We start from the raw sequence: 23,314 nt of genomic DNA, 5'->3' as shown, positions 1-23,314 counted from the left end.
TGAAGCCGGGACTCGGGACTCGGGACTCGGGACTCGTACAAGCGAGTTGGCCAAGCGTGCTCGCGCGACCAGTTCACTGGGATCTCACCGGTTTCGGCTTTTGTTTCAGCGCGCGCTCCCCGCTGACTCAACACGTGCCGTTTCGCTCTTCGAGTCCCGAGTCCCGAGTCCCGAGTCCCGGTTCAGGCAAGTCAGCCGCGGAGCACACGAAGTGACCCCCACCCACGTCCCCTCCTGGTACGCCGCCACCGCGAACCCCGCGCCGGATCATCCGCTGCTGCAGGGGGAGCACAGCGCTGATGTGGTGGTGCTGGGGGCGGGTATTGCCGGGCTGTCGACGGCGCTGGAGCTGGCCGAGCGTGGCTACTCGGTGATCGTGCTGGAAGCCGAGCGCGTGGGCTGGGGGGCATCGGGGCGCAGTGGCGGACAGGCCATCTTCGGCTACGGCTGCGATATCTCGAAGATCGAGGCGCAGCTGGGCTACGACGACGCCCGCAAGCTGTTCGACTGGTCCGTAGAAGCGGTCGACATGATCGCCGAGCGCATCCGCCGCTACAGCATCGATTGCGACTGGACCCCCGGTCACGCCCATGCCGCCATCAAGCCGCGTCAGGTCGACGAACTCAAGCAATGGCAGGACGATCTGCAGCGCCGTTGGGGCTACACCGGCACCGAGCTTTGGGACCAGACCCGCTTGCAGCAGGAACTGGCCACCGAGCGCTACCCGGCGCTGCTGTTCGATCCGCGCAGCGGCCATCTGCATCCGCTGAACTACACGCTGGGACTTGCGCAAGCGGCGATCGGCGAGGGCAACTCCGCGATTCCGAAGGGCCGGGTACGGATCTTCGAAGGCAGCCGCGTGATTGGCATCGATCAGGGCGAGCAGATCGTGTTCCGCACCGCCCAGGGGCGGGCCCGCGGCAAGTTCGGTGTGGTCATGGGCAATGCCTGGCTCAAGCATCTGCTGCCGCAGCTGGAGACCCGCTACATGCCGGTCGGTACCTACATCTGCGCCAGCGCGCCGCTCGGGGCTGAGCGCGCGCGGTCGCTGATCCGCAACAACATGGCGGTGGCCGACATCAATTTCGTGCTCGATTATTTCCGCCTGAGTTCCGATCAGCGCATGCTTTTCGGCGGGCGCTGCAGCTATTCCTCGCTGGATCCGCCGGGTCTGCGATCACGGATGCGGCAACGCATGGTCGGCGTATTTCCGCAGTTGTCAGACGTGGCCATCGATTACGTCTGGGGCGGCTATCTCGACATCACCATGAGCCGTGCTCCCCATTGGGGTCGCATCGGCGACAAACTGTACTTTGCCCAGGGCTTTTCCGGCCACGGCATCGCCGCCACCGGTCTGGCCGGGCGCGTCATCGCCGAGGCCATCGACGGCCAGGCGGCCCGACTCGATATCTACCAGCGCATCAAGCACCACCCATTTCCGGGCGGCCATCTGTTCCGAACCCCGGCCCTGGTGCTGGCGATGATGTGGTACCGGTTGAAGGACTCGATCTAGCCCGCATTTCTCACACCTGCGCGAGCAGATGCCCTCAATCTTGTGGTGAAAAAAGGGGATTCCGAGGCACGCACCAGTCACAGAGTGTTTGGCTGCATCTGCCCGCTTTGCGGACCTCGCTGGTTCTTTGCGACTATCGCTGCGTTGCTCCTCCTCGCAATGGAATCACCATTCCTCGTCGTCGCGTCTTGCGCTAGTCGCAAAGCCCTGCGCGATCTTCCGCAACAGGTGTGAGAATTGCGGGCTAGTGTGGCTCTCCCGCCGTGCTCGGCTTTGATCCCGCCATCTCACGCAACTGCGCTTCGTCGGCGGGGCGCCACCAGTCGCCGGACTGCTGCTTGGCCTGGTAGGCAAGTACCAAGGCCTCGCGGTGCTTGCCTTGAGCCCATTTCGCCTGTGCCGACAGCAGCAGATAGGGATAGGCAGGTGGGTTGAGCGTGGACGCAGTCTCAAGCTGCTCTGCGCTCAAGTCAGGGTTGCTACCGAGGTGCAACTCCGCCAGTGCCAGCAGAGACCGCAGCTGCAGATCATTGATCAGTTCTGCTTTCGCCACGTCCAGCGCGGCCGCGAAATCGTTCTGGGCTGAGTGCAGATCGCCCAGCCTGCGCTGCAGTTGCCCGCTCAGCAAATGGAGTTCGCCTTGCCGATCTTGATCAAGCAGCGTCTGGTCGGGACCAACTTGAGCCCGCAGCTGCTCCCGTGCGCTTCGAAGTTGGTTCTCGTCAGTGGCCGAATCGACCAGGATCCGCAGCTGCATGATTCGTGCAGCCTGCACCACGCGATGCTGCTTGCGGCTGCTGGCCAGACGCATCGCTTCGGCGGCATAGACCGTGGCATCCGGAAAGCGTTGTTCCGCCAGCGCCAGGGCCGCCAGCGCCAGATTGCCCTGACTCATCAGATGGAAGTCTGACTTGCTGGCCGCCAGATCGAGACCGCGTCGGGCGTGTACGCGGGATGCGCGAAAATCGCCTTGTACGCGGGCAATCCTGGACAGATCGAAGGCCGACGCAGCCACGCCCAGTTCGTCGCCGATCTGCTCGCGGATGGCAATGGCCACCTGCAACAATTGCTCGGCTTGTTGGTACTGCCCCAGCCGGCTGCGCACATCAGCCGTTCGCGACAGCACGCTGGCGAGTTCACGGCGATTGCCTTCGGCATAGAACAGCTCGCGAGCCTGGTCCAGGGGTGGCAGGGTCTCGCGCAGGCGGCCGCTGCGCATCAGAATGCTGGCCAGCGTGTTCAGGGCACTGGCGGCGATGCGAGGATGACGAACTCGATCGGCGCTGCTGACCGCTTCGCGGGCGAAGGTCTCGGCGGCATCCAGTTGTCCCTGGTCCCTCAGCAGCAGCGCCAGATTGGTGGCTGCTGCGGCGCGCGTGTCGGGACTGGTGGCGTGCTGGTACGCCAGCCGCAGACTCGCGTTGGCCTCGTCGTACTCACCCATGCGCCAGAAGGCGATGCCTTTGCCATTGTGTATACGGTTCAGCCAGAAATCCGATCGATGATGGCTCTGCAGCGCATTCAGTTCCGCCACCGCGCGTTGATAGTCGCCATTCCGGCGCAGCGCCACGGCCAGTTCATAGCGGGCAAAGTCGAAGTTCGGATCTTCGGCCAGACAGGCCTCGAACAAGGCGATCGCGCGCTTGATGTCCCCGGCGAACTGCGCAGCCATGCCGCGCAGCAGGATTTCAGTGGCGAAGGCCCTGGGGGATGTGATGCCTGCGGCCGCGCCGAATTCAGGACTGATCCCGGTGCTGAGTACCACCTGATCAAGACTGGCGCCGAGCAGGTCTTCCGGCTTGGAGAAGTAGCGGGTCTGGCTCTGCGCCTCGGTCTCGCGGCTGGCGCTGCCGAACTGCAGGGCATAGCGCTGATCCGGGTTGTCCGATACCGCCAGGCTGAGTTCCAGGTACTGCACGCCCGGACGCTGGGGTGAGTCCTTGTCGGCCACCGTCACCGACGTCGACCCGCCGGAAGCACCGAGCACGAAGCTCAGGTATTCGGCAAAGGGCCTGGAGAGTGATTCCCCGGCTTCGGGTTCGATGGGCCGGATGAAGATGGGCCCCGCCGCCTGCACCTGCGCTTCGGAGCCTGGAGTGACGTTCCAGCGGTCCCACAGGAGCACGACCAAGGTCAATGCAGCGATCACCCCAAGGCCAATCAGGCCGGGAAGCCATCGTCGCCGGGTAGCAACGGCGACGGGCACGGCGGCGGCGGCCTGGTCTTCCTCGATTTCGACATAGCCCACGAACTGGTAGCCGCGGCCGTAGCGGGTGACGATCAATTCCGGAGACTTGGCGGAGTCGCCAAGCACCTGGCGGATGTCCTTGATGACCTGCGGAATGGCGCTTTCCGACAGCGCATCATGCCCCCAGACCTGCGCCAGGATCTGGTCCTTGGTCACGACCTCCGGCGCGCGCTCAAGCAAGAGCTTGAGTACGCGCAGTGCATGGTCACGCAGCGCCACCGGTCCGTTCGCATCGGCCAAGGTGTCGCGCTCGCTGTCGAGGCGATAGACCCCGAAGCGGTAGATCATCGGCGCGGCACCCAGCCGTGGCCGGCTGCTCTCGAGCCGGTTCGCCGTTCAGCGGCTGAGCCTTGTCGGCCCAGGCGGGAGCCGTGATCCCCGGCGATGTCGTCAACCATCGGCCAAAGCCTTTGTCTTGCGATCCCGCGACAACGCTAACACAGCTGCCGCAGTGCCTTGATGAAGCCAGCCCAGCGATCATTGCGGTGACTCAAGACCGTCGGCGAAGATGAAGTTGTTCGTCGGCTCCAGGGCCGTGCCGCTGTTTCCGGTGCTGTCGGTATTGTTGGCGGGTACGGGGTCCAGCTGATCGGCGCTGACGCTTGCACTCAGGTCGAAGCTGCCGCTTTGAGTCGCCTGCGCGGTGACCTCGATCGTTTCTGTTTCCAGCAGGCCGAGCGTGTCGATGGTGCAGGGCAGGCTCAGGCAATTGGCACCGACCGCCGACTGGATCTGCAGGTTCTGGGCGCTGGTGCTGATCACAACCTGGTCGGCATCGTCGCCGCCGAAGTTGCTGATGTTCATGCGATAGCGAATGTCCTGGCCGCGATAGATCGGTGGCTGGCTGAGCAAGGTCAGTGATAGCAGCACGTCTGCCGCCTGCACGGCGGTAAAGCCATCGTTGGCGACGTTGTTCGCCAGCTGGGGATCTGACTGGGCCGCCTGGACAGAGGCTTCGATCGTGACTGGACCACTGAATTGCAGCAAACCCTGCACCAGGACATCAACGCTTTGGCCCACGCTCAGCGAGCCGATCTCGCAGGGCAGCTGATTCGGGCCGCAATTGTTGCTGACGCCGGTGACGAAGAAGTTCTCTGCGTCAAACTGCATGCGCACGTCCGTGGCTGGGGCCGGACCGGTGTTTCCGATACGCACGAGATAGTCGACAACCTGCCCATTGATGAATGGTGGCGAGGATTGTCTGAGCAGAGCGAGCTTGACGTCGGTGGCCGCCTCGGCAGAACCGCCGTTGAAACGATCATCGATGTTGTTGGCAGGATTCGGGTCGAAAGTGCTCTGGCTCACCTGCGCCGTGTTGTCGAAGCGGGTGGCCGTGATCTCGGCCGACACATTGAGCAGCAGCGATCCGCCCGGCCCGATGATGGCAAAGTTGCACGGTCCGGCAGGTTGGTTGCTGCAGTTGGTGATGCTGTTGATATCCAGGCCTTCGGGGGTGTCGGTAATCACCACCGAGGTGGCGCTGGCCGGACCTGAGTTCTCGGCCAGCAACTGGTAGTTGATGGTCTGACCCACCGAGTAGGGGCCGGGCGTGAGCAGGGTCTTGGTGATGCGGGTATCGGCGGCGGCAGTGATCGAGCGACTGGCGCTGGCGCTGTTGTTGGCCGGGTTCAGATCATTGAAGGCCACGACCGACGGCCCTGCACTCGCGGTGAGTGTGAAATTCCCAGGCAGACTGGACACTGGGGTCAGTTGCACCGTGATCGTCCGGAAGGGAGCACCTGCAATCAAGGCCGCAATCGGGCAGGGAATGGACTGGCAAGCGCCGTCGACTGACAACAGGCTGAGGTTGTTCAGCGCCAGATCGATCTGCGGGTAGCTGGCATCGCTGGGACCGTCGTTGTAAATATTCAGGTTGGCCGTGATGGTTTGCCCGACATGGTAGGGCGGCGGCGTGAGCACCACCACGGCGATCTGTACATCGACGTTCTCGACAAACTCGAAGGCGCCGATGTCACAGCCATTGATTCGGCTGAGCCCACGCTGGTCACTGGGCGGGCATTGGCCGTTGTCGCCGGCATCGATGGTGCTGCTGAGCGGGTGCACCCTTTGGGTCCAGGTCGGCCCGCCATTGTCTGCGGCAGGAAACAGGGTGACGCCGCCTGGCGAGGCCGAACCGGTGCAGGAGTCGTCCTCGAAGAAACTGCTGATCACCTGATTGACCGTGATGTCGTCGACGCAGATGCCCTGGAACAGGGTGTTGATGAAATTCACGGTGTTGCTCGATTCCACGCTGACATCGATTTCAAACTCGTCAAGCGTGGAAGATCTGAAAGTGAGCACGCTGTCGTTGGCATAGATGCTGGGTTTGTCGCCGGGCCCCCGGTCTTCCGTCATTGTGGTGTTCGTGAATGTAGCGGTGCTGTTTCCAGCGATGGACAAGTAAATGTCGGTATTCCGGGCGGTGCTGGTCGAGACATTCGTTCGATACCCGAAATAGCTGTCCGAGACATTGACCTGCGAATTGAAGAAATAGAAGACGCCCCCCAGCCCTTCGAGATGATTGGCGGTCATCGTTGACCGGGTGATGCTGACTGGCGAGTTTGATACGCGGATCGCTGCGCCCCGGATCAGATTGCCGTTGTCGCTCACGATGCGATTGTCGATGATCAGGCTGTCGGCGATGGTGAGTGTCGAACTGATGGCGCGAATACCGCCACCGCCGTCACCGGTATTGATCAATTCATTGTCCCGAATGACGGCGTGGTCCAGGGTCAGGCTGCCATTGCGGACCCGCACGCCGGCGCCACCGCCATCCAGTATTCCGCGCAGATAGCCGCCGCTGACCTCGATTCTGCGCAGGGTCAGGCTGCCGTTGTCGACGTCCAGTACGCGGAACTGGTTGGACTGCCCGGCCGTGCGCCGCAGGGTCTTGGTGCCGGCGTCAGCCGAGACGATGGTGATGGTGCTGTCGATCATCGGCAACTCGGAGGTGATCTCGATCAGCGCCGGGGCGATTCGTATGGTGTCGGCCCCCGATCCAGCCGGGCAGTCGCCGCGCGCGGCATTGGCATTGGCGGCGCGGATGGCATCGGCCAGCGTGCAGCCCGGTGTCGAACTGGTCGTCACCGTGATCACGGCCGCGGTGGCGGGCAAGGCCAGCAACCCGCAGGTGATGGACAGGGTGAAAGCGCGGATCCAGGTTGAGATCTTGCTCACGATGCATGCCTGTGGCTTCCAGAGTTGCCGGACACCCTGGACCAAGCGTCAGCCGAGATCATCTGAACTTCTTGAGCAACTCTGAAAGATCTTGAAATGCGGGGCTCAGATCATCACCTGCTGGGCACGACGCCCCTGGTCTTACCTGGGATGGCTGGACCAAACATCCAGGATCGATTCCAGCGCGTCGAGGTATCCCGGCCCGCGCACGATCGGTTCGCGCGGCTACCGCCAGAATGCGAAAGCAGGAATCGTTCGAGCTTCGTGTGGGATTCGCGCGGGCCTACTCGAAACCATCCGCAAACATGGTGGCGAGCCCGGCCTTCTCGGCCAGCATCGCAGCGTCCATCTTCAGGATTCCGCCGGCCAGCTCCCGCGCTCGGGTCATGTTGGCGGGTACGTCGGTTTCCTTGTGGTAATGCGGATAGACGCTGGCGCCGTTTTCCCAGGTGAACACCGACGGCACGCCGGCGCCGAGGAAATACCAATGGTCCGAGCCGGCGCTGGTCGCACTGCTGGTAATGATGTTCAACTCCGGCGCATAGGTTGCCGCTGCGGCACTGTACTCGCCCAGCAGGGCGACATGCGCGCTGGTGGTTTCCACGCGCGCATCCAGCGCTCCACTGGCGTCATAGCCGAGCATGTCCAGATTGATCATGTGCTTGACCTTGGCGATCTCACCCGAACTCTGCAGCGACTCCACATAGCGCCGACTGCCCCAAAGGCCCTGCTCTTCGCCCGAGAAGCACATGAACAACACCGAACGCTCGGTGTCCACATCGGCGAATACGCGCGCCAACTCGATGACCCCCGCGCAACCGGAGGCGTTGTCATTGGCGCCGGGCTGAGGCGCCAGCGTGCCATCGCAACGGGCTACATTGCGCGAGTCGTAATGCGCGCCAACTACTACCCACTCGTCCGGCAAGGTCTGCCCCAGCCTGAATCCGATCGGATTGTCGATGCTGATCGGTGGCTGTGAAGGCGTGCAGTTGCTGAGATTCTCCAGCGTGAACGTGAAGCGGCTGCTGACCAGGCCAGTGGCCTCGAAGTGAGTCGATATCCAATCACGCGCGGCGCCCAGAGCTGGACTGAAGCTGTTTCGATTGAAGCTCGCGAGCGTGCTCATCGTGGCGAACCAGCGCTCGGCATCAACCCGGTTGACCAGGTTCTGCACCGCAGATGACACGGCCGTGGCCGACTTGGGATGGGCCTCGTTGCGCTGTTCTCTGGCGACCACCCCGTCAGCCGGCAGCGCGCTGCCAACAATGCCCGAGCGCTCGGCGATACGGATCACGCTGGCGGGCTGGCGCAGCAGCTCGTAACCACCCACCACGCCCAAGGCTGGCTGCAAAGCCTGATGGGCGCACACATGATCGCGAACCCAGATTTCTTCCGGCGCCAGCAAGCCCAGTCCATCGCGCACCCGCGGCCTCTTGCTCCATTCTGCAAGCTGCGTCGGGTCCACACCGAGCAGCAGCTCGTTGCCAAATTCGGCTGCCCAGCGTACCGAGGGCTCATTCTTCAGCGCCTGCAAGCGATCCGCACCCAGCGCATGAATGTCGACAATCACGGTAGGCACTGGCTCCGCCGCGGCCGTACTGGAGGTCATGGCAAAGGCCAGCAGCAAGCGTCGACACACATTCATTCCGCAAACTCCAGGCGCAGGAGGCGCGATCTTAGCGCGCAATGGCGGCGCACGGCTGACGGACGCGACCATTGATGAAAGCCAGGCCTGGCCCCACCTGCGGTCAACGGCCGAATTCGCACGACGAAGCCGCAGGGTCTCCGCAATCGGGAATCCGCCTCATGTGGATGGTCTGGACCAACGGTCCAGGATCGATTCCAGCGCGTCGAGGTATCCCGGCCCACGCACGATCTCCTGGTATCCAGGGACAGCTCCCACCCATTTACCCAGGCGCACATTCGGCGATGCGCTGAGATAGGCCGTGGGCAATCCGAGCAGGGCAGGGCCGTCCATGCCCGCGGTGGTGACGCCGATCTGGCCGATCAAGCCGTGGTGCTGACGGAGTTCCTCAAACAGCTGAAGCTGGGCGCGGCGCATGTCGGCGCCCTGGAACAGCGGCAATTTCCAGCACAGGGTGAGGTCGATGCCGCCATCGAGCGTCATCGAGGAATCGATGGCGTCGCCAAAGAAGACAGGCGTGAGACCGGCGTTGAGAACCAGGCGTGCGATCTGCTGCAGTTCATCGAAATCCGTGTTGCGGTGGGCGTCGTGGTCGCTGATACGCACCCAGAGCAGCACCTTCTTGTTCGGATCATGGCCCAGTCGCTGGGCTACCCACTCGACCAGCGTGGACGCGCGTGCCTCGGTTCCTAGAAACGCCGCCCTCAAGCGAGCTTGAGCGTGATCGGGATTTTTCCGGAAGGCCCGCGCAATGATGTCGGTCAGGTGCTTGGGGTTGGCCGGGCGCGATCGGTAAGGAACGATCGCCCCGCCAAGGCCGGCGTCATGAAGAAACTGCCGCGCTTGCGGCTCTTGCCGGGTGCCGGCCTTGATCTGGATCTGAACGCCCGCCAGCAGTGAAGCGGCTGCCAGATACCATCCCTCGCCAAAGGAGAAACCGGGGTCGGTGAAAAAGGTATAGGCCTGGTTGCGCTCGTCCAGGGTGCGCTGAGCCGCTGCAGCCGCGCTTTCAGCCCGGACGGCGAGAGTCCCCGCCTGATGCTTGCGCAGGATGTCGGCATGCCGGCGAGCCTCCAGAGCGGATGCCCTGGCATTCTCGACGATGCCTCGCACCTTGGACCAACCGTCTTCGCAATCCTCTCTCGTCGGCGCGCGTTGGGCGCTGCGTGAGAGCTGTCCAGCACCGTAGCGCGCATCTTCGGCGCGCGCAGCATGGGCCACGACCAGTCGCTGTCGAATCCGGGTTCGCAGGCGCTCGTCATCCATGCCCGGAAGCGCAAGCGTGGCGAGGGCAATGCCGCGTTCGATCTGGATCCGATAGTGGTCACGAACGCCCGGCAGGTGCAACGTGCCTTCCAGCGCCTGGGCCTGATGCAGAATCTCGGCCGCTTCAGCGGCGAGCATCGCGGCTTCGACATCGGGCGCCGTCATCGCGGCGGTGTCTCTGCCCGGGTCCATGCGCCCGGCGCCTCAGCCGCGGAACTCGGGTGAGCGAGCCATCCTGCTGTTCCAGCGTAGTCGGGCAATCATGGACAAGATGCCGATGCCGGCATTGACCGTGCCTTTGACGGTACCGCTGATCTTCGATTTTCCGATTCGAACCTTCGAGTCCACCGGATATTCACCCATCCGCATGCCGTGGATGATCGCTTTTACCTGCATCTCCACCGTCCATCCGAAAGCCTGATCCTGCATGTTCAGCTGCTTCAGCGCTTCGCGACGAATCGCCCTGAAGGGTCCGAGGTCCGTGAGGCGGTAACCCCACAACCATCTGATCAACTGTGCCGCCAACCAGTTGCCAAATTGCTGAGGGATGGTGAGCGCCCCCTTCTCCCGCCGGCCCAAACTGCGCGAGCCAATGGCGATGTCATCTCCCTGCGCCACTCCCTGCAGCAGTACCATGGCCTGCGCCACCAGGCAGGAATCATCTCCGTCCACAAACAGCACGATGTCGCAATCGGGCAAATGCTCCAGCGCCGTCAGGCAGGCAATGCCATAACCGGGTTGCGCCTGCCTCACCACCGTAGCGCCCGCACTCAGCGCTTGCTCGGCAGTTCGGTCAGTGGATCCGTTGTCGCATACGATGATGGCATCGATGACCGGAACCGAGCCCTCATCAAGCAGTTCGCGCAACTGCGTCACCACTTTGCCGATGGCCTGCTCTTCGTTCATTGCCGGTATCACCGCGGCTACGCTAAGGCTCTGATACATGGATCATTCTCACCGATGGCCAGCTGATTCAGCGGATTCCGACGACAAGCCGCCGAGAGAGAAGCGTGCGATCAGCAGCACCCCGATCAGGTAGCTCATCGCAATCAGGTAGACAGGCCAGAGGGCCGGCGACCAGTTCCCGCAGCAGACGAACTGATCGAGCACTTCGTACAAACCCGGCAAGACGATGGTCCAGGAAAGTACGGCGATATTCGGGGCCATCGCCAGCAAGGGAACCAAGGGCATCGCGTACCAGGGGAAGATGACTGGACTCAGCACCAGGGGAATGGACAGCGCCGCTTGCATTGCGAAAGCCGGCGCGTAGTAAGCATCCGCCTGCAATCGCCTATGCCTCATCAACAGACCAAGGGAAACTGCCAGAAAACCAGCAAGCGCGAGCCCCAGGCAGATGAAGGCGCTCTGCCATGCAGAGAAGTGCGAGTCCAGAATCAAGAACAGAGGAGAGCCTGAGCGCCACTTCTGGAAGAAGACAGCGAGACTCCCCAAGGGTTTGAATCCCATTGCCAGGGCCAAGCCGTAGCCACCGCCAATGACCATCAGGCCGGGCAACAGGGCAGCGACAGCACTCCTGAGACTTCGCTGCATGAGGACCAGCGGCAGCAGACATACCACCGGCACGATCTTGATCAGCGCTCCCAAGCCCAATGCCACGCTCGCCAGTGACCAGCGGCGACCTACCCAGGCATGGAGGGCCGCGGCGACAGCCAGGGTGGACAGGGTATCCAGATGCAGGCCTACGCCGGTTTCCAGTATCAACAAGGGAGAAAAGGCCACCAAGGGAAAATGATGGGCAGCGCCAATACGTCTGAGGGTCAGGAAACCCAGAAGCAGCGTCATCAAGCCGGCGGATAGCAGCAACACCCTCCAGACCCATTTCGCCTTCTCGATTCCTGCCGCCGCGCAGGCCGTGAATACTGCCAGCGCCAGCGGCGGATACAGCGTCGGATACTGCCGATGTTCCAGCGGCGGACGCCAAGCCGCAACCTCGTCCTTCAACTCCGGTAGTTCATGATTGGACACGTAGGGGTCCAGCCCGAGCACCACCATTCTTCCGTCAAACAGATAGCGGTCGGCGTCATTTGAGGTGTAGGGCTCCGCGCCCAGCAACAGGAGTCTGCAAAGAACAGCAGCCACCGCAACGGTGGCCAGAATGGTCGAGTTGCGGATATGGAAGCAAGCGTACCAGGCCGCCAACATGCAAACCGCCATCACGCTGAACTGGACAATGGTCAGCGTACCGATCTGGCTCTTCCGGAAAACAAAGCCAGCGTCGACAGGGGCATTGAACAAGGCCGAAAGATAGTATGCGAACAGCGTGCTGGAGACCATCCCGGCGACGCTGATCAGCAAAATCCAGACCCGGATGTCCGCCCAGTTCCATGGGCGCTTCATGAAGGCGATCTTTCCCTGAGGTCCGGAATCAGGGACTGCATCGAAGACACCGCAAAACCCAGGCAAATAAAGATCAGGAAGGGCACAATCAGCCACTGCTCATTGTGAATCGCCCAGAGAATGACAAAGACGTAGATCACTACCAACAATAGTTCGATCATGACTCCCTTGGGCTTGATTGCCTGGTAAATCGCCGCCTGCAGGTGTTGAGGAATCACGCGTTGCCGGGCGATATCCCCGATCTTGGGCGTTCTGACAAATTCGCTGGCATTGCCTCGCAGAGCCTCAAATCCGGCACGCGCATTGGTCGTCGTCAGCTGGATCGCCAGCAACAACAACCTGGGCAAATACATGAGCGCCCTTGATCGCGAATGCCCCAAAGCCACCTGACCGTAATAGAGATAGACCAGATGGCCGCCAGAGGAGACCAGGATCAAGGACAGGTCAAGCCACCACATGCCCACCAGCTGATAGTGCGAACGAATCCACAACGACGGCAACAGGAAGAACAGGGTGTCGACGAGCAACACGAAATAGGCCAGATTATTGGACAGATGGAACGTGGCCTCGATTTTCTGAGCGAGCGTGATTGGCGCTCTCCAGACGGTGACCAGCAGTTTCATCATGACCTGCACGCCACCTTTTGCCCATCGGTGTTGCTGACTCTTGAATGCCGCCATGTTGGCGGGCAATTCGGCCGGACACTCGACCTCGTTCAGATAACCCATGTCCCAGCCCCGGAGTTGCGCCCGGTAGCTGAGATCAAGGTCTTCAGTCAGGGTGTCGGCGCTCCAGTTTCCGGCATCGATGATGGCTTGCGTACGCCAGATGCCGGCGGTTCCGTTGAAGTTGAAGAACTTGCCGCTGGCACTGCGCACTTGTTGTTCAAGACCGAAATGGGCATCAAGCATGATCGCCTGTGCTTCGGTAAGACTGGAGCTTGCGCGATTCAGGTGTTCCCAGCGAAATTGGATCATTCCCATTCTTGGGTTGGTGAAATGGTGAATGTTCTCGATCAGGCAATCGGGCGCAGGAACAAAATCGGCGTCGAATATGGCGATGAATTCGCCGCGGGTGTGGTCCATCGCGCTCTTCAGCGCTCCGGCCTTGTAGCCCTCTCGGTTGTTGCGCTGCACATGATCGATGGGAATGCCATTGGCTCGGTGGAAAGCCACCTTGTTGCTGATCAGTTGGCTGGTATCATCGGTTGAATCATCGACAATCTGAATGTGCAGTTTCTCTCTCGGGTAGCGAATGGCAACCGCCGCGTCTATCGCTCTTTCCGCCACGAAGCGCTCATTGTAAATGGGAATCTGAATGGTGAGCGTCGGCAGCTGCGCGAACCTTCCCGCAATGCAGCGGCTGGCGCTGCCATAACGCTTCCAGCGCACCGCCATGGATAATCGGTGCAAACCGAAGCTGCACAGGATGGTCAGCAGGAATATGTGGATGGAGAAAAAAATTGCGCTGATCGCGAGCAACATAAATTAACAGACTCGTGCCATTTGGGAACCTTTATCAGGGAGGCGCATGAGCCGAGCCTGCTTCTTGGCGAGTTTAACCGTGGAATTCATGGGGTCAATTGCATCGTCTGCGTGAGTTTGGGGCAGGTTGGTGGCGACGGCGCCACGGACAGGCATGTACGGCGGCCGAACCGCCGGCGCAAGAATGCGATCACCCGCGCGCACTGCGGCCGTCATCACTGTCATCGCCACAACGGCCACCGCCAGTCGCCTGAGCTGCGCAAATCGAGGCCCGTGCCTGAGCTCCAGGGCGTTCCAGGCCCGAAGGATCAAGGCCAGGGTGAGGAATATCAGAACTACCAGGCCCGCACTTTGCCAGACGCTCAGCCGTCCGGCGACGATGACTTCCAATCCGGGACTGATCGGCGAGCCGTACAGAAGCAACAGATGGGCGACGTAGAGCAGCAGCGAGTGCTGTCCGACGCGGCGGACCCAGATTCGGATCGCACCATCGCGTGCGCGCACCCGCTGCAGGGTGGCATCCAGCGCCGCCAACGCGCCGAGGGCAATCATCAGCCACCCCAGGCGCCTGAGGAAGAAATAGGGACTGACCTTCCAGTAGCGATGCGGCCCGAATGCGTCGGGCCAGAATTTGTCCAGCTGCAGTGACAGGGCGACGAGCACGACACCGGCAAGGGCGAATGCGACCGCGATGCGGATCAGCGGCACGCTGGCGGCGAGCCGCTTCAACCAGGCACCGAGAGTCACGCCAACGAGCACGAATCCCGCCCAGGGCACCAGCGGAAAGGTGGATCCGAACTCGGAGCTCAGGTAGCCCGCCAGCGGCAGAGGACCCAGTTCCGTGGCGGCAATTCGGGAGACGGCGGGGCCTGACAGTACGATCGCCGCACCCAGAACCAATGTGCTGACGGCCACCGGTATCGGCCTGCGCAGCAAGATCACCAGGAGTTGGCAAAACAGGAGCGCCGCGCCGATGTTCTGCAGCGCTTCAACGCGCGCGAACTGATTCAGGTCACTCTGCAGCCATTGGACGGCGTTCTCGGCTAGAGGCGGCAGCTGCAGGGCATAGCCGATGACGATCAGGCTCAAGTAGCGATAGAGCCGGTGGCGCAATAGGGGTGTCCAGCGGGCATGCTGATCGATCCGATCGGACAAGGTCGTGAAGCCGAAGGCGAGGCCGGCTCCGAACATGAACCCGGGTGCGGTATAGCCGTGTATGTAGGAATGCCACTGATACCAGAAGGCGCTGCGGTCCGCGGAGGCCAGGGTCAGGTAGAAGGCATGACCCTGCACCATCAGCAGTACTGCGAGGCAGCGCAGGCTGTCCAGAGCATCGAAGCGTTGAACGGCTGCAGTTGAGCGCAAGTCAGCCATCCAGTCCCTGGGCGCTTTTGCAGATCAGTCTAGCGTGCGCACCTGGGCCCACACCAGCCGAAATCCCGCTGGAAATGGCGGGGTCCCGGCGGGCTCGTTCTGGGGTCAGGTCCTTCAGGGGGCTGATCGGGAATAGCCGTTGATCAGCCAGTAGACCTCACCGGTGAAGCGCGGATCGGCTTGTCCGCGGTCACCAGATCGACCGTCTTCGGAAACTTGGGTCGCCTGATTGCGCCAACTGCCAGTCGGCGATCCCAGCACGGCGTCGGGATAGCCCCCGGGATCGCCGAGTTGTACTCGGCGTTTCAACCTCCGGGCGTGCCAACCGCTACAGCGCCGATGGCAATCCCGTCACGGCGTCGAGATTCCCACCCGGGACGCGCCGCAGGCATTGCCAACTCAGACCAGGCTGGACAGCGCCAGATGGTGTGCGGCGAAAGTCCTGGCTTCCACGATTCGGCACTCGCGTAGTGCCTGATCGGTACGCCCGGTGGCCACATATTGCTCACCCAGGCGCTGGATCCTGGCCTTGCAGGCAGCCATCGCCCGTTGGTGATAGCGGCGCAGTTCGGAAGCATCTGCGGCTGTCGAGCCAGCCATGGGCAGGGCGACAGCGACAGTCGCCATTACGAATTCACGTCGATTCAAGCCAGGCTCCTTTGCGACGGATGCGGCGAAACCAGACTATCACTTCGGGCGGGTCTGTGTAGGCGGTTGAAGGCCGATGGAAGGCCCTCACCCGCTCCTGCCATCAGCCACGTCATCAGCCCAGGCACGTTTGCGGGCGCAGGCCCGAACGGCCCGAGTACCGGGAAGATCCGCCAGATTCCGAGTGGCCATCGAGAAGGATCGCTAGAAGCCCAGCTCTGCTTTCCTGGCTTCTGCGCCTGGCAGCGCACCGGTATTTGAGGTGATCGGCTCCTCACCGCGATCCTTCGCCTCCACAGCGCGGCTGGCATTGAACTCTGCGGCACCCGCAGAAGCCTCCGGCACCTCGTCTTCCGCGTAGATCGCTTCCACGGGGCATTCGGCTACGCATGCGGAGCAATCGATGCATTCTTCCGCGTCGATGACAACTTGGTTGTCCAGTTGATAAAAGCAGTCAACCGGACACACCAGTACACAGTCCGTGAACCTGCAGCCGACGCAATTGTCGGTAACCACGTGAGCCATGCATTTCCTCCCCAAAGGACAAGACATCCAATGCCGCCATTTGCATCTGGCTGCAATCGGGGCTGGGCACTGGATCGTTTCCGTCGGTCACCGCCGCCAGCCGACTCGACACCCGCGATGCTGCGCCGATCAGTGGCGGGCGACAAGATCAACAGCCCGGGTAAGCTGTCGCTTGCCCGAATCCAGGGGCGGTTCGCTCCCGGTCAGCGTAGGCCGGGCAAGCCTAACGCACCCGGGCTACTCGTTGATGAGGATGGGTACGAATCAGGAGACAGAAAGAACCTGACCGGCCGACTTCGAGCGAGTCGCGACCCAACTAGTCCAACACGCCTGCTTTGCCAGTCCACGTTTACACTCTATGCTGAAGTCAACGCTGGAACTCTTTTCTCGCTTCCTCTGGTCAGCGCAACTTTTGGACGACGTCAGGCTCCCTGGGGGGAACGCGTGGTGCAACAATCGGAGACTCCGATTCCAGTAAAGGCGAGACTGCTCGGACTGGACCTGCTTCGTTTGCTCGCCGTCTTGCTTGTACTGGGGCGGCACATGCCCCTGCCCCCAGAGTCGTGGCCTGAGCTCGCGAGACTGCCGCTTTTGGTTTGGATTCAGGGGGCTGGGTGGGGGTGGACCTGTTCTTTGTCCTCAGCGGGTTTCTTGTCTCCGGACTTCTGTTCACTGAATACCAGGCGCGCGGTCGCCTTGGGATAGGGCGCTTTTACGTAAGAAGGGGCTGGAAGATCTACCCTCCGTTCTTCGCGCTGATCGCAGCAACACTGGGGTTGATACTTCTGCTGGGGCGGCCGATCCCCACGATCCCACTCGCGTCGGAGGTCTTTTTTCTTCAAAGCTATGTGCCTGGGCTTTGGAAACACACTTGGTCTCTCGCGGTTGAAGAGCACTTCTACATACTGTTGCCACTGACACTCGCTCTGATCATCCGCTGGAACCGAGCTTCATCGACGCCCCTGCGTCCAGTGCTTACCGTCGCTCTAGTTGTGTGCGTGGTTTCCCTTGTCCTGCGGCTGGTAAATTGGTATCTGCGGCCGAACTATGGCCACTACACGCACCTCGTCGCCAGCCACCTCCGATTTGATTCGTTGCTATTCGGCGTCGCGATTTCCTACGCATACCATTTCCATTCTGACAGATTCCTGCGGCTATTTGCGCCGCGTCGAAAAGCACTGATCTTGGTTGGGGCCATTCTGCTAGCCCCCGCATTTGTCCTGCACCTGGAAACGACGCCGTTCATCTATACCTTCGGGTTGACCGTCTTCTACGTTGGCAGCGGCATGATGCTGGTTGGCACGCTCCTGTCGCCAATCTCGATTCACCGATCGGTGACGTTGTCGGCCGCACTTGGGGCTTACTCTTATTCAATCTATTTGTGGCATTTGCCTGTTTTGTTCTGGGGGATTCCGCTACTTGAGATCGCCCTGGGAGTGCGACTGGACTTCGCCACCACGCTCGCCATCTACTTCGGGGGCTCGATCTGTTTCGGGGTCGCAATGGCCAAGTGCGTCGAGGTGCCAGCGCTGAGACTGCGCGATCGATGGTTCCCGTCGCGTAGTCCGGGCGCAGTCGAGGTTGAGCCAAACCAACAACCGCAGCAGACCCAGCCCAACCCGACGGGAACATGAGGCGCAAAGCGGGCAACCCAATTTCCGCACCCGCAAACGTCCGATCACGCCCGTTGTAGCCAACGGCGCCTGTCGCATCAAGCACTTGTGATCCATGACCAGTGCGCCTTTCGGAAAGCTCTGTAGTCACACGTTCAGGTTCATTTATATCTTGAGAGCGGGTGTACTGACGTGTAGCGTATGTGCATGTTCACGCGCATATCCCGATCTGGCGGTCGTGCCTACCTGCAACTGGTGGAGTCTTACCGCAACGACAACGGCGAGCCTCGCCAGCGGCTGGTGGCGAACCTCGGGCGCCTCGATCAGTTGCGACCGAAGGATCTCGATCCACTGATCACGGGCCTGCAGCGTGCCCTCGGGCGCACGCCGGCGGCATTGCCGCAGGTGGAGTTTGTCGGCGCCAAGGCCATGGGCGACGTCTACGCGCTGCACGCGCTGTGGCGCGAACTTGGGCTCGATGACGCTGTGTCGCGGGCCATGCGCTCGTCCTATCGCCGTTTCGACGCCACCGCCATGGTTCGCGCCATGGTTTTCAACCGCCTGTGCGAACCCGAGTCGAAGCTCGGCGTGCTGCGCTGGCTGGATACCGTGGCCATCCCGGAGCACCCCGAGCAGGTGAGTCACGATCATCTGCTGCGCGCCATGGATGCGCTGATGGATCGGGCTGGCGCGGTCGAGGATGCAGTGGCGAAGCAGTTGCGGCCGTTGCTCGACGACGAGATGTCGGTGGTCTTCTACGACCTGACCACGGTGCGCATCAGCGGCACCGGCGCGGTCGCGAACGATGTGCGCGCCCACGGGATGAACAAGGAGACCGGTGGCATCGCCCGGCAGTTCGTACTCGGCGTGATCCAGACTCGCGAAGGTCTGCCGATTGCGCATCAGGTGCACGCAGGCAATATCGGCGAGGTGACCACGCTGCTGCCGATGATTGAGGCCACGATCAAGCGCTACCGCCTCAAGCGCGTGATCCTGATCGCGGATCGCGGCCTGCTGAGTCTGGACAATCTGACTGCAGTCGAGAGCCTCAAGAGCGCCAGCGGCGAGCCGATCGAATACGTGCTGGCGGTGCCGGGCCGGCGCTACGGGGAGTTCGCCGAGCTGGTCGCGGCGGTGAGCTTTGCAGGGGGTGTGGGCGAAACCCGCTGGCAAGAACGACGTCTGGTGCTGGCGCATGACGCCGACCGTGCGCAAGAACAGCGCCTGGCGCGTGAGGCTGCCATCGCAGCGCTGGAGGCCGAAGGCGATCGCCTGGCCACCCGCCTGGATGCGCAAGACCAAGGCCAACCGCAGCGCGGACGTCGATCCAACGACCGACGGGCGTATCTCAAGTTCTCCGAAATGATCAAAGCGGCGCGTCTGTCGCGCATCGTGAAAGCTGATCTGCAGGCCGAGCGCTTCAGCTACACCGTCGATGCCGCAGCCAAACAAGCGGCCGAAACCCTGGACGGCAAACTGCTGCTGGTCACCAACACCGATCTGCCAGCCGCCACCGTGATCGAGCGCTACAAGGCGCTGGCGGACATCGAGCGCGGCTTCCGGGTGCTCAAGAGCGACATCGAGATCGCGCCCGTGCATCACCGCCTGCCAGAGCGGATCCGAGCCCATGCACTGATCTGCTTTCTGGCCTTGCTCCTGCATCGCGTGCTGCGAATGCGGCTCAAAGCGACGGCCAGCCCACTCTCCCCGCAGCGCGCCCTGGCGCTGCTGCGTCAAATCCAGCAACTGCACGTGACGGTGGACCAGCAACCCACCACCCGTACCAGCCAAATCAACCCCGAGCAGCGTGGCATCTTGCAGCAGCTAAAACTGCCGTTACCCGAGATCAACGCGTCGTTGTAGTGACAAATCCGTTATGCCTGCATAGCGGAATCAATAACTTATGGCTGCGGCTGCGGAACTTGGGGGGTCCAGTGGTGCTACCTCCCGGAGAGCGCTGCGCTCACTTCCGGGCTACGACAAGCAGTCCATCCAACGTAGCCCGGGCAAGCGCAGCGCGCCCGGGGCTCTTGGTGCGGGTCGTCCCGGGCGCGCTGCGCTGACCCGGGCTACTCCCTGTTCAACTATGGATTGCCGATCGCATTGGCGACGATCCCCAAGCCATTGCGCCCGTCACTGCCGACCAGCACCACGCGAGCGATTGCGCCCTGCGCGTCGCGCTCGACCCAGCCGCGCCCGTAGACCGGCGGACGATTCTCGAAGGCGAACAATCCCGGCACTGGGGCGATGTCGAAATCGAAAAAGGCCGTGCTGATGTTGCGGATGGTCACGCTACCGGTCCATTCGCAAGCGCCGCCATTGCGCTGCAGGCAAATTCGCTGGTTGTCCTCGAACACCAGTCGATAACTGTCGTCGACAATCTGTCCCAATGCGCTGAACTGGAACTGGCGGTTCACCAACGCCTGTAGCGGCGCCGGCTGGACCAGCTTTGGATTACGCGGAGCATCGGGACGCAGCGCGAGCGCATTCAACCAGTTTGAATCGAGGTTTGCCGCCTCGAAATGCAGTGGCCCGAACACTTGAACCGCCACGCCGATCTCGAAGGATTCGAGCGGGAACCCAGACCCTTCGTCATCCAAGGCCGTGTTGCCCAGCGCCTGCAGATTCAGTCCCGGCGCTGGCAACGCGGGTGGCTGGCCCAGGATGACTGGCGGCGCCGGCTCCACGCTGACGAAGCGCGGCCCGCGAATGCGCGGCGACGTGGCCCACAGGTGGCCGTCTTCGTCGACCGCTGCGACCAGTTCAGTCGATCCGCTTGGCTGGGTCGTGGCGTAGCTGCCCTGGTACAGTCCTTCCGGCAAGCGATCGGAGTCGCAAGGCAGGCCGCGAAGTTGCGACAGGCGTTGCATGTGGATTTCGCCGCTGCCGAAACTCGCCCCCAACGCACTTTGACCGCGATAGCGCAGCGTCAGATCCCGGCAGGAATGCACTTCCAGATCCACCTGTCCCCATCGATCCAGGTTCAAGGTGGCCGGATCAAAGTCGCCGAAGCGCATACCGCTGCCGGCATAGGCGATGCCATGAATCTCCTGACCCTCAATGCGGCCATCGATATACAGATGCACCGGACGGCCGTCCCGGTCATAGACATACCAGAAGGCGATTGCGCGATGCGCATCGAGTATTTCGATGGAGACACCATGACCGTCCTGCGCCGGGTTGTACCAGACGCCGCTGATCCCTGAAGGTACTTGAGCGACGCCGGTCACCGACCAGGCAAGAAGGATCATCATCAGAATATTCAGACGCTTGTGCATGGCTTCAGGCTTATCTCTGCGAAATTGCAACTGATCGGTGTGCGATACGAGTACAAAGTTCCGGAGTTTGCAGAAACTTGGGCGCCGAACCAGGCGGCCAGCTTCCGGGTGACCCGTTTTGTAAACGGCGGACGACTCGCGACATCGGTATACGTCACGTAGCTCGCTGCGCGAGCAACATGACCTGCAAAAGCCAACGTAGCCCGGGTAAGCGCAGCGCACCCGGGATTCTTGATGCGGGCCGTCCCGGGTGCTCGGCGCTGACCCGGGCTATTCGCTGGTGCGCCAAAGGGTACTCGGACCGCGCCTGTTTCACGGCGAAATCCGCATAAAAACCTGGGTGCTGCCAGTATCGTGATCGCGGTCGTACTCGGCGCCATTGGCGATGTACGTTTCATTGCGCGTGAGCTTTCCGTCCGGGGCGTGTCGTATCCAGAACGCATGTTCGTGCGAACCCGCAGGGTCTTGCAGATTGGCCCCGTCCAGGAACAGAAAATGGTGCGCCCCTGCGCCATCGGTCTCCGTAAAGACAAGACGAGGCGCATTGCCTTGCGGACAGTAGTGCGTCGCCAGCAGGCGAGTGCCGTCCATGGTGTACACCGTCATCGATTGCCGGGTTGGGCTCATCGTCCAGGTTTCGACCAGTGTGCTGCCACCGGCGATCTGTGTGATCTCGACCAAGGTCTCTCTGCCCGATTCGGTGGCGCGCCACTGGCCAACCAGGGTCTTGAGCTGCTCAAAGGCGGCCTGGGCTGGCGACTCGGCCGCCTGGCACAGCGCCGGGATCGAGAAAAACAGGCAGACGGCCAGTCGTGTATTGCATCGCATCGTGGTTTCCAGAAAGCCTCAACCCGCGGAAGGCGGATCTTCAAGCGCGGCAGAGCCCGCCACCCGGACCATGGACGGCGGCGAGCGGCTCCGCAACGCGGATTCCGCCGCCAATCGCCGAGCCGACATCAGTCCGCGCCCACCGGAGTGGCCTTTCTCATCCAGGCAGGTGATGCGCGCAACTCCAAGGCCGCAATCACGCGTGACCCGTCCTGATCCGTGTTCATTCTCGTGGGCCCTACGCGAGCAATGCGACCTGCGACAACCAGCGTAGCCCGGGTAAGCGCAGCGCACCCGGGGCTCTTGGTGCGGGCCGTCCCGGGTGCGCTGCGCTTGCCCGGGCTACTCGCTGCCGTCCCCGGCATGGCGCAGCCCCAGCGGAGTGGTCACTCCCACACTGAGCGCATTCAACTGCAGATCGGGCGGCCGACCACCGGCCACGGCCATCGTGGGCACGGCAGCGACAGGGTCATCCAGAGTTCAAGCGCAGCATCAGCGTCATAGGATTGAGCGGCGATGCCTGAAAACCGTAGTGCTCGTAGAATGCCTTGGCGCGGTCGTGCAGCGCGTGTACCAGCAGTGCCCGAACACCGGCGTTCTGCGAAACCGTCAACGCCCGAATCACGGCGTCCTGCAGTAGCGCACCACCCAACTTGAGGCCCTGGGCACGATGGTCGACCGCGAGTCTGGCGAGAACCATCACCGGAACCGGGTCGGGCATGTTGCGACGCACGGCGCTTGTGGAGATTTGGTGCGAGACAGCGCCCGCCGCCATCGCGTAATAGCCGAAAACACATTGATCCGGATCGGCCACGACAAAGGTGCGGCTGGCTCCACTGAACTGGTTGGTCAGAGCGCGGCGTTTGAGCCATTCGTCCAGAACCGCCTCGCCACTGGCAAAGTCATCCAGTCGATGGGTCGTGGCCAGCGGCTGCGGCGCACTGATCTGCAAGCTCATGCGGCGCCGGAGTTCCAAGGGGCCTTCACGGCCATAAGGCGCTCAAGCCCGGGATTGGCACTGGGAGGCGCGTCGAGCATTGCCAAGAACGCCTTGAATTTGCTGGCGTCCAGGCTGAAGAAGACCTGATCCAGCAGCACGGCCTGAGCGCGTTCGCAGGCCGCTTCAAGCATGAAGTCCGAACGGTTCTTGCCGAGCAGGCTCGCAGCTTGATCGATCAGGTCACGCTGTTCGGGCAGGGCGCGCAGATTGATGGCGGCGTCACGCATTGGCGTCTCCTATTTGTGCATACACAAGTGATATACAAAGTGTGGCGCCACGTGTAGCTGATGTCAACACAGATTCGAGCCGCGCCCAGCGGTGCCGGAAACATGCCGGTGCAAGCGCATGGCGGCGCGG

At 62.1% G+C, this 23,314-nt stretch carries 18 protein-coding genes; 3 read left to right on the top strand and 15 right to left on the bottom strand.

Annotated features, from left to right (window positions below; translation table 11 throughout):
• The first annotated feature begins 211 nt into the window (after nt 1–211).
• Complete coding sequence (locus H7A19_05500; GenBank protein MCP5474280.1) at nt 212–1,513, top strand: FAD-binding oxidoreductase; 1,302 nt, start codon at nt 212–214, stop codon at nt 1,511–1,513.
• Between the two features lie 244 nt (nt 1,514–1,757).
• Here H7A19_05500 and H7A19_05495 read toward each other — a convergent pair whose 3' ends face one another.
• From H7A19_05495 to H7A19_05445, 11 genes are all read right to left on the bottom strand, one after another.
• Entirely contained in the window at nt 1,758–4,049 is a 2,292-nt protein-coding gene (locus H7A19_05495) for a tetratricopeptide repeat protein (GenBank protein ID MCP5474279.1), read from the bottom strand.
• A 189-nt stretch (nt 4,050–4,238) separates the two neighbouring features.
• Nucleotides 4,239–6,938 carry a DUF11 domain-containing protein gene (locus H7A19_05490; GenBank protein MCP5474278.1) on the bottom strand — a complete coding sequence of 900 codons (2,700 nt, stop codon included), beginning with the start codon at nt 6,936–6,938 and terminating at the stop codon, nt 4,239–4,241.
• A 283-nt stretch (nt 6,939–7,221) separates the two neighbouring features.
• Nucleotides 7,222–8,583 carry a M28 family peptidase gene (locus tag H7A19_05485; GenBank protein ID MCP5474277.1) on the bottom strand — a complete coding sequence of 454 codons (1,362 nt, stop codon included), beginning with the start codon at nt 8,581–8,583 and terminating at the stop codon, nt 7,222–7,224.
• A 159-nt stretch (nt 8,584–8,742) separates the two neighbouring features.
• On the bottom strand, nt 8,743–9,942 hold the full coding sequence (locus tag H7A19_05480) for a hypothetical protein (GenBank protein ID MCP5474276.1): 1,200 nt from the start codon (nt 9,940–9,942) through the stop codon (nt 8,743–8,745).
• 111 nt (nt 9,943–10,053) lie between these two features.
• A complete protein-coding gene (locus H7A19_05475; protein MCP5474275.1) occupies nt 10,054–10,794 on the bottom strand; it encodes a glycosyltransferase family 2 protein in 741 nt (246 codons plus the stop codon).
• A 9-nt stretch (nt 10,795–10,803) separates the two neighbouring features.
• On the bottom strand, nt 10,804–12,207 hold the full coding sequence (locus H7A19_05470) for a DUF2029 domain-containing protein (GenBank protein ID MCP5474274.1): 1,404 nt from the start codon (nt 12,205–12,207) through the stop codon (nt 10,804–10,806).
• Complete coding sequence (locus H7A19_05465) at nt 12,204–13,691, bottom strand: glycosyltransferase (GenBank protein ID MCP5474273.1); 1,488 nt, start codon at nt 13,689–13,691, stop codon at nt 12,204–12,206. The genes H7A19_05470 and H7A19_05465 overlap by 4 nt, the downstream gene beginning before the upstream one ends.
• A 3-nt stretch (nt 13,692–13,694) precedes the next feature.
• A complete protein-coding gene (locus H7A19_05460; GenBank protein ID MCP5474272.1) occupies nt 13,695–15,056 on the bottom strand; it encodes a DUF1624 domain-containing protein in 1,362 nt (453 codons plus the stop codon).
• Nucleotides 15,057–15,179: 123 nt separating this feature from the next.
• Nucleotides 15,180–15,374 (bottom strand): hypothetical protein, encoded by a 195-nt coding sequence (locus tag H7A19_05455; GenBank protein ID MCP5474271.1) that lies wholly within the window; start codon nt 15,372–15,374, stop codon nt 15,180–15,182.
• A gap of 90 nt (nt 15,375–15,464) precedes the next feature.
• Nucleotides 15,465–15,713, bottom strand: coding sequence for a hypothetical protein (locus H7A19_05450; GenBank protein ID MCP5474270.1), 249 nt, complete (start codon nt 15,711–15,713; stop codon nt 15,465–15,467).
• 204 nt (nt 15,714–15,917) lie between these two features.
• Complete coding sequence (locus tag H7A19_05445) at nt 15,918–16,238, bottom strand: ferredoxin family protein (GenBank protein MCP5474269.1); 321 nt, start codon at nt 16,236–16,238, stop codon at nt 15,918–15,920.
• A gap of 614 nt (nt 16,239–16,852) precedes the next feature.
• Here H7A19_05445 and H7A19_05440 point away from each other — a divergent pair.
• Both H7A19_05440 and H7A19_05435 read left to right on the top strand, forming a co-directional pair.
• Complete coding sequence (locus H7A19_05440; GenBank protein MCP5474268.1) at nt 16,853–17,872, top strand: acyltransferase; 1,020 nt, start codon at nt 16,853–16,855, stop codon at nt 17,870–17,872.
• Between the two features lie 186 nt (nt 17,873–18,058).
• Nucleotides 18,059–19,714 (top strand): IS1634 family transposase, encoded by a 1,656-nt coding sequence (locus H7A19_05435; protein ID MCP5474267.1) that lies wholly within the window; start codon nt 18,059–18,061, stop codon nt 19,712–19,714.
• A 221-nt stretch (nt 19,715–19,935) separates the two neighbouring features.
• On the opposite strand, the gene H7A19_05430 is transcribed toward H7A19_05435, so the two are convergent.
• The 4 genes from H7A19_05430 to H7A19_05415 all read right to left on the bottom strand — a co-directional run bounded on the left by H7A19_05430 (nt 19,936) and on the right by H7A19_05415 (nt 23,184).
• Entirely contained in the window at nt 19,936–21,105 is a 1,170-nt protein-coding gene (locus H7A19_05430; protein MCP5474266.1) for a hypothetical protein, read from the bottom strand.
• A gap of 336 nt (nt 21,106–21,441) precedes the next feature.
• Nucleotides 21,442–21,957: a hypothetical protein gene (locus H7A19_05425; protein MCP5474265.1), complete on the bottom strand. Its 516-nt coding sequence runs from the start codon at nt 21,955–21,957 to the stop codon at nt 21,442–21,444.
• A gap of 469 nt (nt 21,958–22,426) precedes the next feature.
• Entirely contained in the window at nt 22,427–22,915 is a 489-nt protein-coding gene (locus H7A19_05420) for a GNAT family N-acetyltransferase (protein MCP5474264.1), read from the bottom strand.
• Nucleotides 22,912–23,184 carry a DUF1778 domain-containing protein gene (locus H7A19_05415; protein ID MCP5474263.1) on the bottom strand — a complete coding sequence of 91 codons (273 nt, stop codon included), beginning with the start codon at nt 23,182–23,184 and terminating at the stop codon, nt 22,912–22,914. The genes H7A19_05420 and H7A19_05415 overlap by 4 nt, the downstream gene beginning before the upstream one ends.
• Between the last annotated feature and the right edge of the window lie 130 nt (nt 23,185–23,314).

Source organism: Rhodanobacteraceae bacterium, assembly GCA_024234055.1.
Taxonomy (GTDB): Bacteria; Pseudomonadota; Gammaproteobacteria; order Xanthomonadales; family SZUA-5; genus JADKFD01.
The sequence above is the reverse complement of the archived record's forward strand: the minus strand, read 5'-3'. Positions and strand labels throughout refer to the sequence as shown.

Coding starts and splice junctions, on each gene's coding strand:
- H7A19_05465 (MCP5474273.1), bottom strand. CDS start 13,691: ATGTTGCTCGCGATCAGCGCAATTTTTTTCTCCATCCACATATTCCTG.
- H7A19_05495 (MCP5474279.1), bottom strand. CDS start 4,049: ATGATCTACCGCTTCGGGGTCTATCGCCTCGACAGCGAGCGCGACACC.
- H7A19_05425 (MCP5474265.1), bottom strand. CDS start 21,957: ATGCGATGCAATACACGACTGGCCGTCTGCCTGTTTTTCTCGATCCCG.
- H7A19_05485 (MCP5474277.1), bottom strand. CDS start 8,583: ATGAATGTGTGTCGACGCTTGCTGCTGGCCTTTGCCATGACCTCCAGT.
- H7A19_05435 (MCP5474267.1), top strand. CDS start 18,059: ATGTTCACGCGCATATCCCGATCTGGCGGTCGTGCCTACCTGCAACTG.
- H7A19_05420 (MCP5474264.1), bottom strand. CDS start 22,915: ATGAGCTTGCAGATCAGTGCGCCGCAGCCGCTGGCCACGACCCATCGA.
- H7A19_05415 (MCP5474263.1), bottom strand. CDS start 23,184: ATGCGTGACGCCGCCATCAATCTGCGCGCCCTGCCCGAACAGCGTGAC.
- H7A19_05475 (MCP5474275.1), bottom strand. CDS start 10,794: ATGTATCAGAGCCTTAGCGTAGCCGCGGTGATACCGGCAATGAACGAA.
- H7A19_05430 (MCP5474266.1), bottom strand. CDS start 21,105: ATGATGATCCTTCTTGCCTGGTCGGTGACCGGCGTCGCTCAAGTACCT.
- H7A19_05470 (MCP5474274.1), bottom strand. CDS start 12,207: ATGAAGCGCCCATGGAACTGGGCGGACATCCGGGTCTGGATTTTGCTG.
- H7A19_05445 (MCP5474269.1), bottom strand. CDS start 16,238: ATGGCTCACGTGGTTACCGACAATTGCGTCGGCTGCAGGTTCACGGAC.